At 71.1% G+C, this 12,423-nt stretch carries 12 protein-coding genes; all 12 read right to left on the bottom strand.

Annotation, left to right across the window (positions count from 1 at the left end; translation table 11 throughout):
• Positions 1-90: 90 nt before the first annotated feature.
• The 12 genes from C1N81_RS03110 to fxlM all read right to left on the bottom strand — a co-directional run bounded on the left by C1N81_RS03110 (position 91) and on the right by fxlM (position 12,422).
• Positions 91-939 (bottom strand): hypothetical protein, encoded by an 849-nt coding sequence (locus tag C1N81_RS03110; protein ID WP_394426482.1) that lies wholly within the window; start codon positions 937-939, stop codon positions 91-93.
• Between the two features lie 48 nt (positions 940-987).
• A complete protein-coding gene (locus C1N81_RS03115) occupies positions 988-1,671 on the bottom strand; it encodes a 2'-5' RNA ligase family protein (protein WP_394426484.1) in 684 nt (227 codons plus the stop codon).
• A gap of 42 nt (positions 1,672-1,713) precedes the next feature.
• On the bottom strand, positions 1,714-2,592 hold the full coding sequence (locus tag C1N81_RS03120) for an endonuclease/exonuclease/phosphatase family protein (RefSeq protein ID WP_394426486.1): 879 nt from the start codon (positions 2,590-2,592) through the stop codon (positions 1,714-1,716).
• The gene (locus C1N81_RS03125; protein WP_394426488.1) at positions 2,589-3,434 is read right to left on the bottom strand and encodes a hypothetical protein; all 846 of its coding nucleotides are present in this window, start codon (positions 3,432-3,434) and stop codon (positions 2,589-2,591) included. Before C1N81_RS03125 ends, C1N81_RS03120 begins: the two co-directional genes overlap by 4 nt.
• 273 nt (positions 3,435-3,707) lie before the next feature.
• Positions 3,708-4,802, bottom strand: a complete 1,095-nt coding sequence (locus tag C1N81_RS03130; protein WP_394426490.1) for an NUDIX hydrolase — start codon at positions 4,800-4,802, stop codon at positions 3,708-3,710.
• 52 nt (positions 4,803-4,854) lie between these two features.
• The gene (locus C1N81_RS03135; protein ID WP_394426856.1) at positions 4,855-5,601 is read right to left on the bottom strand and encodes a PIG-L deacetylase family protein; all 747 of its coding nucleotides are present in this window, start codon (positions 5,599-5,601) and stop codon (positions 4,855-4,857) included.
• A gap of 433 nt (positions 5,602-6,034) precedes the next feature.
• Entirely contained in the window at positions 6,035-6,580 is a 546-nt protein-coding gene (locus C1N81_RS03140; RefSeq protein ID WP_394426492.1) for a hypothetical protein, read from the bottom strand.
• A 94-nt stretch (positions 6,581-6,674) separates the two neighbouring features.
• Positions 6,675-7,709: a phosphotransferase enzyme family protein gene (locus tag C1N81_RS03145; protein ID WP_394426494.1), complete on the bottom strand. Its 1,035-nt coding sequence runs from the start codon at positions 7,707-7,709 to the stop codon at positions 6,675-6,677.
• Positions 7,706-8,230, bottom strand: a complete 525-nt coding sequence (locus tag C1N81_RS03150; RefSeq protein WP_394426496.1) for a GFA family protein — start codon at positions 8,228-8,230, stop codon at positions 7,706-7,708. Before C1N81_RS03150 ends, C1N81_RS03145 begins: the two co-directional genes overlap by 4 nt.
• 44 nt (positions 8,231-8,274) lie before the next feature.
• Positions 8,275-9,159 (bottom strand): glycosyltransferase family 2 protein, encoded by an 885-nt coding sequence (locus C1N81_RS03155; protein WP_394426498.1) that lies wholly within the window; start codon positions 9,157-9,159, stop codon positions 8,275-8,277.
• A gap of 30 nt (positions 9,160-9,189) precedes the next feature.
• A complete protein-coding gene (locus C1N81_RS03160) occupies positions 9,190-10,050 on the bottom strand; it encodes a hypothetical protein (RefSeq protein WP_394426500.1) in 861 nt (286 codons plus the stop codon).
• 2 nt (positions 10,051-10,052) lie between these two features.
• Positions 10,053-12,422, bottom strand: coding sequence for a methyltransferase, FxLD system (gene fxlM, locus C1N81_RS03165; RefSeq protein WP_394426502.1), 2,370 nt, complete (start codon positions 12,420-12,422; stop codon positions 10,053-10,055).
• Position 12,423: the final 1 nt, after the last annotated feature.

Here is a 12,423-nt window from a genome sequence, read left to right on the forward strand (position 1 = left end):
CCTTCCGCTGAGGGTGTTCAGCTGGTTCGAGGCGCTCCCGCGTCCCGGGGGCGCGCACAACGGCGTGCCCCCGGGGCAGGGCGGGGTTACTCAGTCACCCGGGCCGAAGCTGACGCAGGCCAGGGCCTTGTCGTCGGAGACCTTGTAACGGTCATGCTTGATGCCGTCCGGGTCGTCGTCGAGCTCGTAGGTGTGGATGGCCTCGACCACCTGCTGGGGCCCGATCGCGGTACACGCGTCGCCGAGCGCCTCCCAGGACCAGAGCCCGTAGGACTCGACGCCGGCCAGGGCGCCGTCCGTCATCACCCACATGCGCGTGATGTCCGAGACCGGCCAGGAGCGCACCACGGCGTGGCGGGCGGCCGCCGGCGTGGCCTCGGCCACCCAGTACGCCAGCGGGTCACCGTCCTGGTTGATGTGCTGCATCTGGTGTTCCCGCAGCTGCTGTACCACCCGCCGGTGTTCGGGGGCGGCGAACCCGCAGCCGCCGTGCAGCTGCTCAGCCATGACGGCCCGGTCGGGGGAGAGCCGGACGAGAGTCTCGAGACGTTCGTCGCGCAGCACCTCGATGCCATCACGCTGCTCGACGACCACGGGCGTGTCGCACAGGACGAGCGCGTCGACCATGTGGTCGTGGGGTCGGTGGCGCACGATCGCCACGGTGGCCGCCGGGGAGGCGCCCGGGACCAGGCCGTGCTCGCCGGCCACCTCGGCGAGGGCTACGTGGAGCGTGTCGCGCAGGTCGAGGTGCTGGGCTCGATCGTGCACGGCGATGACCGCCTCGCCGAGCGTCTGGGCGTACCAGCCGCCTCGGGGGGTGTCATCCGTGAGGGTGGAGACGCCGTCGAGGACGACCACCAGGGTGGCGTCGGCGTTGACGAGGATGCGGTCCTCGGACGGGCGGCCTCCGCCGGACAGCTCACCGGTTGCTATGTGCATGGGAAATATCTTTCGTCGTCGTACGGGGACTGGGGACGCGCGCAAGGGCTACGACGGGGCGTTGCCCTTGCCGAGGTGCAGTTCGTGGACGCGCTCGAAGACGTAGGTGTTGCGCTCGGGGACCTGGCGTTCCCACACCAGCCACACGCTGGAGACGGTGGCCCGGGTGCGGATTGCCGGCCGGATCGCCTTGCCGATGTCGGAGGCGAAGGCGTCCGACCGCGCGGCGGCCTCCGCCGTCGTGGCGTCCTCCACGCCATACCCGCAGGACATGTGGGGCCAGAAGTGCTCCTCTGGCGGCGGGAGGACCAGACCTGTGCTGAGTAGGCCGGCGCGGACCCGCCGGTTGAGGTCGGCTGGGCCGGTCTCGGGCCAGATCTCCACGATCCCCGCCGACCCGGAGGCCCGTGCGGGCCCGATCTCGATGTCGAAGGGCTCCAGGCCCTCGAGCTCGCGCTGCACGGCGGCCGCGGCGCGCGCGAGCTGCTCGCCGTCCACGCGCACGCCGTCCTCGTTGTGCTGCTTGACCGACTGGACCGTCAGGTGGAGGTCCTCGTCCGCGATCGGGGCGATGACGTCCGGATAGCGCTCGACGATCTCGCGCAGCCGCCGGAAGTAGGTCATCACCTGCGGCTCGTTCTGCGGCAGCCACAAGACGTGCGGCTTGACCCAGTCCTCGTCGGGGCCGTCGTCACTGCCCCACAGCCGCTTGGGCCCCATGAACCTGCGCATCTCAATGCTCCTTGCTCTGACTGAAGTTGACGGGCGGGTGGGTCACGGCACGGTGACGGTGGCGATGACCAGGTAGTGGTCGGACAGGACGGCCTTGCGGTCCTCGACGGTCTCGAACGCGACCGGGGACAGCCCGTAGGTGTAGACGCGGTCCAGGCGCCGCGGAGCGTCGGCGTGCAGGAACGCGCCGGTCTGCTGCCGCTCCGGCGGGGGGACCAGTTCGGCGGCCACGTCGATGAAGCCGCCGACCTGGAGGACCTTGCTGGGACGCCGGTCGAACACCGGACGCCCCTCGTCGTCGAGGACCGGGTCGCCGGCCGCGTCGAACAGGGCCTGCGAGGAGAGCATGAAGTCGGGCAGCAGATCGATGTCCGGCTCCAGGTCCGGCTCGGCCAGGTGCGCCCACCGCCCGCCGAGGGGCCGCCCGTGCACCGAGTTGAAGTCGCCCGCCAGGACGGCCCGCCCAGGCCCGGCGGCCAGGCGCGCCATGTGCTTGGCCTCGCTGTAGCGGACCTCGCCGTTGGCGTGGTGGGCGTGCACGGCCATCACGTTGACGTCGCCGATGCCGTCGATGTCCAGGCGGTGCTGGGCGAAGGTGCGGTGTGCGATACGCGAGTAGTCGTTGATGGAGCGGCGGCGGATGCGGCCCCGGCGCCACAGCAGCGCGGTGTGGCGGTGGTCGGCGCGGCTGCGCGCCGCGACGCCCTCCATACCCAGACCCTCGGCGTAGCGTTCCAGGACGGGGCCGGTGCCCTCCCACACGTTGGGGTCGTCGCTGTCCAGCCACCCGGTGCCGCCGCATTCCTGGACGCTGAGGATGTCGAGGTCGTGGGCGGCGAGCATCTCGATCTGCCGCGCGGCGAGGTCGCCGTCAGCCTCGTGGATGTTGTAGGTGCCGATCCGAAGCTGGTGCGTGCTCATGCGGTACCTCCGGCGATCCGGTCGCAGTCGAGGGTGAGGGAGACGGCGCAGTGGTCGCTGAAGCCCTGCTCGATGGGCTCGGTGTGCACCTCGTACGCGACGATGGCCTTAGCGAGGGCGGGGCTCAGCAGGACCAGGTCCTGACGCCGCTCGACATCGTTCTTGCCGAAGCCGCCGGTGGGACGGGCGTCTCCGACGTGGTGGGCGGCGTCGACGAACCCGGCGTCCTCGAGCACGTTCGCCGCCCTACGGTCGGCCACGAGCCGGCCGTCCTCGGTGCGCACGAGCTGCGTGTGATGCAGGTGGCGCGGAAGCGAGCTCCAGTCCGGCTCCGCATGACCGAGGCCGAGCGTGTTGGCGTCGCCGAGCACCAGCGACAGCCGGCCCGGCGCGGCCAGGGTCTGCAGCGGTTCGACCTCGGCGGCCCGGTGCGCCGGAGAGAACGGGTCGAGGTGGAGGTTCCGGATACTCCAGACCGCATCGCCGCTATCGACGCGGCTGTTCATCCAGCCCAGAACGTGGTGGTACTTGTTCCGCTCGGCGCCCTGCCCGATGGTCTCCCAGCGCGAGTTGGACAGCATGGCGGTGTGGAACCGGTGGCCGGCGGTGGTCGCATTCGCCTGCGCCAAGTACGCCGAGCTCATGCCGAGTTCGGCGCGGGCCTGATGCATGCGGCGCCCGCCGAGCAGCTCCCAGAAATTGCACTCCTGGAGTGCGTACAGGTCGGCCTCGAGCGACTTGAGGAACGGGGCGGCCGCCCGCCAGCGGGCGTCGTCGCCGAGGCCGTCGTCGTCCCGTCCGCCGAAGAGCGTGTTGTAGGAGACCACGCGCAACACGGTCATGCCGTCCTCCCATTCCAGGCGCGGCGACCGGGCAGGGCTGGCACACGGCGCGGCCCGGTCACGGTCGGACGGTGGACGGGTATGGGGTGAGCGATGGGGCGGGTGGAATGCACGATTCCCCTCCTGTTCGTGGCGGTCTGTTTCTGGCAGGCGCGGCCGCAGTCGGCCGCGGCCGGGGTTCTGAGCGGGCGTCGATCGGACAGGTGATCGGGAGGGGAGCGCTGCCGGGGCATGGATTCCTCGATTCGTCGGGGCAGCTCGGACGGTGCCGGGCTACCAGGTGATGGGGGTGCTGAGCTCGGTGACGGGCTGGGGAGCGGCCTCAGGAATGCCGAGAAGGACGCGTGCCTCATGGACCGCCTGGAGCTGGTCGAAGGCCGGTGGTCCCCAGTCGAAGAGGTCCAGGGCCTGCTCGGGTGTTGCCAGGATCCGGACGTAGGTACGGCCGGTCGCCGGATCAACGGGGGCGGGACCGAGCCTCGCGAGGGTGGCGGCGTAGCGGACGCGGGAGCACGGTTCGTGGGGGTCGGACAGGTACCCGATGTACTGGGTGCTGGCGAGCTTGGCGGCGGCCTCCTCGCGGGCTTCACGGATCAGCGTGGCCTCGGGGTCTGCGTGGTCCGTGGGTTCCGGAGTGCCGCCGGGCAGGCAGGCTGCGCCGGTGTCGGGTTCGAGGAGGACGAGAACCCGTCCGTCCGGGGCGAAGGCCCAGACCCAGGACTGGCGGACGGTGAGACCGTCGGGGACAGGTCGCGGGTGGAAGGGGAGGTGGTGGCGGGCCCGGGCGGTGTGCAGGACGCCGACTCGGTCGAGGACGGTGGGGGCGATCGGGAGCCCGTCCTCCAGGAAGGCGGGTCCGGCGCCGTTGATGCGGGCGCGGAGAGCGGACAGGGCGCGGCGAGCGTCACCGGGAGACATCAGGGCGGGAAGGTCGGCGGGTTCGACGAACTCGATGTCGTCGATCTCGCCTGGTGCGGGCCGGATCGACGCGATCTGTCCGTCGTCCCAGACACCGCCGTCGAAGACGTGCAGGAGCTCGCCGGGGAATCTCATGGCCGGGGGCGTTGTCCGGCCGCCGGGGGAGACCCAATCGACGGCCAGCCCTCGGGTAACGGTCGCCGCGACGCCGAGCTCCTCTTCCACCTCGCGGCCCGCTCCCTGGGCAGGGGATTCGCCCTTGTCGACGGCGCCGCCGGGAAGCAGTCGCGTGGCCCTGTAGCTGACGCGCTGGACCAGGACCTGACCGCGCCGGTTGGTGATCAGCACGGAGGTTCCGGCCCACAGGGCAGCCGACGCGCGCAGCGCCCCGTACGCCTCATCGCTCATCGCCACACCGGGAGGTTCGTTGGAGGCGGAAGTCGTGGTCATCTCTCTCCGATCAGCAGGGGCTCGCTCGTGGGCGGCGAAGGTGAGGTGGGGGTCAGGGAGTCAGCTGGGCGGGGTCGCCCTTCGCGGGGCCGGGGGCGAGGCGGGTGAAGTGTTCGGTCCGGATGATCTCGGCGCGGTCTGCTTCGGAGAGACGGGCGAGGATGCCGGGCAGGGGTCGCTCACGGGCGACCTCGCCGCGGTGCGCGAGGATCGCTGCCCACTTCACATCGGCCCACGGGGTGACGTCGACGCTGGTGGTCACGTACGAGTCCGGCACCGCAAGTACCTCCTTTCCCACCCCTTCGAGCAGCGGGCGGAGCAGGCCGACGCCGGACTCGGGGTGCGTGGCGGCGTACAGCGCGGCCGGCTGCCAGGGCGGGCCCGCTTCGGGATGCAGGTGGGCGAGTCCGGCGGCTTCGGCGGCGAGCAGGGTGATCTGGTGAGTGCGTACGTGGTCGGGGTGGCCGGTCAGCTGTCCGACCGCGTCGTGGGTTACGACGATGTCGGGCTTGAAGTCACGGATGTGGGCGACGAGTCGGCTGACGGCGCCATCAAGCGGCGCGTCGACGAGGCGAGGTTGTCCCGGTGCTGCTTCAGGGTTGCGGGCGTCGCCGTAGCCCAGCAGCCGCGGGGCGCCGGCGCCGAGGACGGCAAGCGCGTCGGCGAGTTCGGGTGCCCGACGGCTGTCTGGCGCCCAGGTCGCCGTGACGACAGCGGTGCGGGCGCCAGCGGCGTGATGCTGGGCGAGGACGCCGCCGGCGAGCAGCGATTCGTCGTCCGGGTGCGCGAACACACCCATCAGCGACGGCGGAGAGGACGGCACGTGGACATCCCTTTCTCGGGAAGACGGAGGCTGCGATCCGGCAGAAGCTGTGGCCAACTGGCCGGTGGCGCCGTGCAACGCGGCCAGGAGCCGCCGGCGTCCGGATACGTCGTGCTCCTGCCGACCTGCGTGAACAGGCGGGCGGATACCAACGCCACGTCCCTTGACCAGGAATCCTTCGCAGATGTGGCGGAGGCCGGGGCCCCGTGGCGACACGCGTAACGATGTCGGTCTTCATCCGGACGTGGGCGTCGAGTCGCCGGCGGCCTCGTCCCAGGGGGCGTCGAACCATTGTGCGACCACCGGCACAGGCTGGCCGGACGAGCCGAGGGCGGAGGTTGCTCCAGCCCCAGCCCCGTCAGGTTGCCTTCCTTGTCCCGTGGCCATGGAACAGCGGCGCCAGGTCGGATCATGCTGGGCCGCCAAAAGGGCCAACTGGGATCAGCGGCAGCAGCGAGCGAACGTCGCGCAGCAGGTTGCACTCGGGAAACGTGCGCTGCAGGTCCAGCACCGCCCTGCCCGAGCGATCCTCCACCCGCACGGTGACCCTCACCTCGCCGAGGCCGTCGCGGGGACCGTCCTCGGTGGCGAACTGCCGGTACAGGCGGGCTTCTTCGCGGCTAATGGGGCAGGTGTGTCCACCGGCGTATCCGCAGGGCTGCCCGCCGTGGGGCTCTTGGAGGCGCGAGTGGATGCGCCCGAAGGTCATGCTGTTGGAGATGTGTGCGCGGGGCGCGTGATCTTCGACGAGCACGGTGTCCTCGCGGAACCGCCCGGAGGGCACCTCCATGCGGATGAGCAGCAAGAAGTACGGGCGGCCGTTGGGGCCCGTCGCCGGGTGCTGGCGTAACCGCAACGGCCAGTGCGTGATGCCGCTCGGAAATACGGGGAGGGGAGCACCCTCGCGTGGCCGGAATCGCACTACGTTCGACGGGTACTTGGCGTCTTCATCCATCCGGCTGTCCTCGCATGCTCCCGGTGCAGGGAGGCTCGTTGTCCGTCGTCCACCGGACGGTGCCACGTGCCGCCGCCGCTTGGTCCCGCAGGGCTCATTGAAGGGCGTCACGCAGGACCTCCTTCACCTCGTCGAGCCGGTCCAGCAGCATCAGCGCCGACTGGTGGCGGGCCCGCGCGTATGCCTCGAGCGACGCGTCGACCGTGGCCGGGGCGTCCAATGGCTCGGCCAAGGGGTAGGTCGAGGCCAGCGTGTAGGCGCAGCCGACGGCGACGCAGCTGAGCAGATCGTCAACAGGTACCTGGGGGTGCTCGGCCCGGTAGGCGTCCAGGAGCACGGGCAGCCCGGTGAGCCACTCGTCGCCGAGCAGGACCGTCCGCGGATCGCACCCGATCCGGGCCACCTCCCACGCCAGGTAGCGCGGCCGTGGCGGCTGGAAGTCCACCACGGCCGCCACCTTGTCCTCGCGCAGCAGCAGATTCAGGGCCGACAGATCCCCATGGACGACCTGTTCCATCAGGGCGGGCAACTCGTTCAGGATGACCGCGACACGGTCGAGCAGGGCCAGGCGCTGCCGAGCCGCGTCCTTGGCCCACTCTTCGAACGAACTGAGTTCGCCGCGGCGGCCGTACTCGCTGAGCAGCCGCTCGTACCGCGCACGGGCCCGCTTCAGGTCACAGACCTCGGCACCGGCCCGCGGACGGGGCGCGGCGGCAGGGTGGTCGGCGAGATGCCGGTGCAGGCGCCCCAGGACGGTACCGACTGCCGGCCACCGTGCACCGACCAGACCGCGCTCGGCGGTCTCGGTATCGGCCACGAAATCCCACAGGGACATCGGCAACCGGCCCACATCCTCGACCAAGGCGCCCTCGCGGGTGGGATGAACGGCGGGCACCGGCACGCCGCCGCCGCGCGCGAACGCGGCAAGTTCCACCGCTTCCCGCTCCCGCGACATGGAGGCGCGGTCGAGGTAGACCTTGGCGAAGTACTGGCGCCCTGACCGGGTGGTCACCTTGTAGTTCCAGGTCGCGGTGCCGACCGGGATCTGGGCCACTTCTACCGGGTGCACACCGTACGCCAGGGTCAACGTCCCGGCGACGGCGGTGACCATCTCCTCTGCGACGCTCATGCTGACGCCGCGGGTGACTGGGCGGCATGCGGGTCGGGGGTGAGCTGGATGGCCATCCACGGCACTGCCTCTTCGCGGAACGAGTGTCCGACGGGGTCGATGCCGCAGGGGTCGTCGAGGCTGAACCCGGTCACCATGATCATCGTGTAGCCGTCGGCGACCGAGACGAGCTGGCTTCCGCAGCGTGGGCAGAAGCCACGGTGCAGGGTCGGCCAACTCGAGTACCACCTGGGCTCGCCGCCCGGTCCGACCCACCTCAAGGTGTCCTTGCGGAATCCGACCCACAGGACGGCCGGCCCGCCGGAGAGCTTCGTCTCGTGCTGGCACGAGCACAGGTGCGGGTCATCCGGATCACCCGTTACCTCGTACTTGATGTCGCCGCACAGACATCCTCCCGTCCGTACCCTGGGTGCCGGTTGAGCCGCACCGGGGACCAGGGCCTGGTGGTCACGGCCGGAGTCATCGCTGGAGCCGCCGGGTTCAGTGAGCTGGCCGGTGCCGGGGCGGGGTGCAGTGGACATGGTCTCCTCGTTCGACTTCGTCTGCAGGGGTTGAACTGGTCGGGTCAGATGACCGGTGGCCGGCCAGCTCGGGTCAGGCGCCACACGGTGCGCCAGTTCATCGGGTGCCGCTCCTGGTCGCGTCGGTGTGACCATCCCTCGCGCATGCCGCGCAGCGTCTCGCCCAGTCCGCCCGCGGATGCGGCGCGGGCGAGGGTGATCGTGGTCCACGCGGTGAGGTAGAGCGGGATGAGAACAGCGGGGAGGCTGCGGTGGGCGACCCAGATCCGGTTGCGGGCGGCGAGCCGGTGGAACAGCGCATGCCGGGCGGGGGAGGTGAGCGGGTGGTGCATCCGGATCTCGGCGGCGTACCAGCCGGTCCATCCGTCCGCCCAGCACTGCCAGGCCAGCTGGAGGCCCTCGTGGTACAGGAAGAACTCGGCTGGCCACCCGCCGACCGTGTCGAAGGCCTCCCTGCGGACGAGGACGACTCCTTCGGTCATCGTGGTGATCGTGCCGGGGCGCTCCGGACGGCTCGCGCGCAGCCGAGGCACCCAGCGGCGCGGCGTGGTCACGTCGTCCGGGCCGGTCAGTCTCGGCTGTACGTATGCGGCACGGGGCCTTTGCTGGGCTTCGGCGATGAGCTGGGCGAGGACGTCGGTGCGGGGGAAGGAGGCGTCGTTGTCGAGGAAGAACAGCCATTCGGCCGGGTCCGGTTGCCGTCCCAGGGCGTCGGCGCCGGCGTTGCGTCCGCCGGGGATTCCGACGTTGTTCGGCAGGTGAACGGTGAGCGCGCCGGGCGGCACGGTCTCGGGTTCGCATCCGTTGCCGACCACGCACACCCGCACGTGGACGCCGGTCTGCGCCAGGAGCGTCTTCTGGGCTGCGGCTTCCTCGGACGGTCTGTCGTTCATCGTCAGGACGACGACGTCGATGCGCGGGTCGGTCATGTGTTCCTCCAGGTCGGCGGCGACCGGTGGTCAGGGGGCTGGTACGGGGGTGCCGGTCAGCTGCTCGGCCCGGTCGGCGATGAGCGGGGCGAGTGCGGGATGGACGCCTCTGCTGCATGCCTGCAAGAGCTGGCCGAGCACCACGAGTTCCCCGGCCCGGCCGGCAGCCGTACCGAGGACGTGGTGGAACTCGTGGCGGATCCTTGCCGCGGTCGCGGGTGTGGCAAGGGAGTAGGCGTGCAGCAGGCCCACGTCATAGCCGACGGGAAGCCGCCCCCAGTTCTCCCAGTCGAGGAGGGCCAGGGGCGTCCCCGTGAGGTTGGCCCAGTGAAGGTCGCCGTGGCCGGTGGTGTAGTCGCGGATCTGGATGGGGTCGATGCCGAGGTATCGGCGGAAGTTGTTGTCGATCCACCGCTGCCGTACCGCCTCGCGGTCCGTGGGCACCGTGGCGAGCGTCTCCAGTGCGGCGCGCAGATCAGCCCACCAGACATCAGAGAGAATGATGTCCGCGGTGAGCGCGGGAGTGCCGACCGCGAGCGGGGCAGTGGTGACGTACTCGGTCAGCTCGGCGCGGTACGCGCGATCATCGGTGCTCCAGTCGAAGAGGCCCCAAAGTCGCGGTCGGGGTACGGACCGTGGCACGAGCTCGTCCGCGAGCGCTGTGCCCTCCCACAGCCGTCCGCTGGCCTTGTCCACGGCCGCGGCGACGACCCGCAACCAGCAGTCCCCGGCACGACGTCCCAGTGTGCGGCCCTGCCACCCCCACACCTCTGGCCCCGACGCGGGCACCTGGAACTGGCGCGCGGCGGCCGCGTGCGCGCGCCGCATCCGTTCCATGTCGTCCTGCTCGGTCGGCGCGGCGAACACCGCCTCGCGTGCTGTTGGTTCCACCGTCACACCCCCTCCGCCACGACGCCGGCCTCGGGGCGCTCAACGGGGCGGGGCAGCAGTGCGTCACGCTCCGGCCACCGGATCACCAGGCGGCAGTGCTCCTTGTCCAGGACGTGCCCGGCGGGCAGCCGGTCGTCGGGTGTCCCGGCGGGGTGGGCCGTCAGGACGGGATCGGCGTGCTTGCTGTTGTCGTCGGCGCGCACGTGCCGGTCCCAGGCCCGGACCGTGGCCGCCAGTTGCTCGGCGAGCTGCGGGCCCTGCTCCCCGAAGGCGTGGACGACCCACTCCCACTCCTTGTCTTCGGGACGTTTGCCGTCCTTGGTCTGGATGGAGATGAGGTAGGCGAGCGAAGCGTCGCCGATGATCGCGGGGGCGTCACGGTCCTTCGCGACGCCGGTCACGCCCTGCTCCGGGTCCTGGTGGGCGGCCAGTCGGCAGAAGGCGGGCAAAGTGGTGGCCGCGTACAACTGCAGGGACCCGAAGTAGACGCCCGCCCCCATGGTCACGCCGGTGGAGACCTCGTGCCGCTCCCCACGCAGCGCCTCCTCCAGGCCCTCCGTGTCAGCGGCGGTGCCGTGCTCGAAGCGGAGCGTTAGGCCGCCGTCGAGAAGGGAGACGACCGGAATGGTGCGCGCCTGCTGACCCTGATCGCGGACGAAGCCGCAGTAGGTGAAGTGGCGGGCGTGCAGCACCTGGCCGTGCCGCTCGAAGGTGATAGCCCGGGTGTAGCCGCCGATCTCCAACGGCAGAACCAGTCGTCCGCCTTCGGCCAGTTGCTCCCGCCAGGCCGGGGCGATGTCCCAGCAGTTGTAGGTGATCAGGCTGCCGTCGAAGCCGCCGCGGGGCACGAGGTGGGCGGGTGCGCCGAGGGCCGCGTCGGATTCGACGACGCTGATGCGGCCGCTGCCGGCCTCCGTGAGGAACCGGCGGGTGCGGCGCACGACCCACGGGTCGATGTCCACGGTGACCACGCGCCCGTCGGGCCCGACGACGTGGGCGATCAGCTCGGCGTTGTAGCCGCCGGACCCCGCCTCGAACACGATCGCGCCCGGCTTCAGACGGAGGGTTTCAGCCATGTCGGCCTGGAGCCACGCTGCGGACACTGAGCTGATCGATGCTCCGGTTTCGTCGCGCCGGGTGATCACGGCCCGGTCTCCGCCGTCGTACGCGTCCGCGAGGCTCACTTCGGGGGCGAAGCGGTGGCGGGGCACGGTCCGCAGTGCGTCGCGGACCGGCTCGGACGGGGCCCAGTCGCCGTCGATCACTGTCTCGGCCATCGCGTGGCGCAGCCGGGCCGCCTCGGTCGGCTCGCCCGGCACGGGCGGCTGCTCGACGGCGAGAGAGTAGGAGACCACCGACGGCAGGTCGGGAACGACTCCGGGCCACACGGCATCCAGCGCCTGGGCGGCCGGGACGAACACGGCGCCGATGCAGGAGAGAACGTGCAGGTCGACGAACTCCCAGCGGTCGAACTTGTCCGCCTCAGGGTTGGTCAGTGTCCCGGACCAGGCGGTGACGCGGACGACCGCGGTGAGCCGCGGGACGTCTCCGGCGGCGTCGACGAGCATCGTCACCACGTATGCGTTCTCGACGTCGGCGGCGAGTCCAGTCTCCTCGGCGAGTTCGCGCACCGCGGCCGCCTCGAACGACTCGGAACCGGCGCTCTTCCCGCCCGGCAGCTCCCACATGCTCCGGCGTGAACGCCCGAGCAGGACCCGGCCGGCCTCGTCGGTAACTACCGCGAGAGCGCCTGCCACAGCCAGACCGGTAGGCGGTCGCTTCCGCTCCACCGCCCGCGTGCCGGTGTGGCACGGGCCGCGCAGGATCAGAGCGGCAAGCTGATCCGCCTCCAGCCGTTCGACCGTCTCCCAGCCCTCGGTGAGCAGACCGATCTCGTCCTCATCGAGAGCAGTCCTGCGGCGCTCCTCAGGCGTGTGCTCGGCCACCGGGGTGATGACGACGAGTGCGCCGCCGGGCCGCAGCCGCTCACCGAGCGCGTGCACGACGCTCATCCGCCTGGCCAGGAACGGGTACATCAGGCGCAGCGTGATCAGGTCGTATCCGTCCTCGTGGAGCGGCTCCGGGTCGTCGTGCTCGAGGTCCAGGCTCAGCCAGCGCACGCCGTCGACTGCCGCGTGCTCCGCTCGGGCACGCTCGAGTGCGCCCTCGGCGAAGTCCACGGCATCCACGGCGTAGCCGATCGAGGCCAGGAACACGGCCAGCTCGCCGGTGCCGCAGCCGGCGTCGAGGGCCCGGCCGCCTGTGGGGGCTGGTGCGTGCTCGGCGAGGAGGCTCTTCTCCTTGTCGCCGAGCTGCCGGAAGCCCTTCCCGGCGGCGTAGTGGTTGGACCAGTCGGCCCGCGTGTATCCCACG

Source organism: Streptomyces sp. SGAir0957 (assembly GCF_043523415.1).

What these genes read in the sequence shown, in the direction of transcription:
- C1N81_RS03135 (WP_394426856.1), bottom strand. Translation starts at nt 5,601, where the DNA reads ATGGGTGTGTTCGCGCACCCGGACGACGAATCGCTGCTCGCCGGCGGC.
- C1N81_RS03120 (WP_394426486.1), bottom strand. Translation starts at nt 2,592, where the DNA reads ATGAGCACGCACCAGCTTCGGATCGGCACCTACAACATCCACGAGGCT.
- C1N81_RS03115 (WP_394426484.1), bottom strand. Translation starts at nt 1,671, where the DNA reads ATGCGCAGGTTCATGGGGCCCAAGCGGCTGTGGGGCAGTGACGACGGC.
- C1N81_RS03150 (WP_394426496.1), bottom strand. Translation starts at nt 8,230, where the DNA reads ATGTCCACTGCACCCCGCCCCGGCACCGGCCAGCTCACTGAACCCGGC.
- C1N81_RS03155 (WP_394426498.1), bottom strand. Translation starts at nt 9,159, where the DNA reads ATGACCGACCCGCGCATCGACGTCGTCGTCCTGACGATGAACGACAGA.
- C1N81_RS03130 (WP_394426490.1), bottom strand. Translation starts at nt 4,802, where the DNA reads ATGACCACGACTTCCGCCTCCAACGAACCTCCCGGTGTGGCGATGAGC.
- C1N81_RS03125 (WP_394426488.1), bottom strand. Translation starts at nt 3,434, where the DNA reads ATGACCGTGTTGCGCGTGGTCTCCTACAACACGCTCTTCGGCGGACGG.
- C1N81_RS03145 (WP_394426494.1), bottom strand. Translation starts at nt 7,709, where the DNA reads ATGAGCGTCGCAGAGGAGATGGTCACCGCCGTCGCCGGGACGTTGACC.
- C1N81_RS03140 (WP_394426492.1), bottom strand. Translation starts at nt 6,580, where the DNA reads ATGGATGAAGACGCCAAGTACCCGTCGAACGTAGTGCGATTCCGGCCA.
- C1N81_RS03110 (WP_394426482.1), bottom strand. Translation starts at nt 939, where the DNA reads ATGCACATAGCAACCGGTGAGCTGTCCGGCGGAGGCCGCCCGTCCGAG.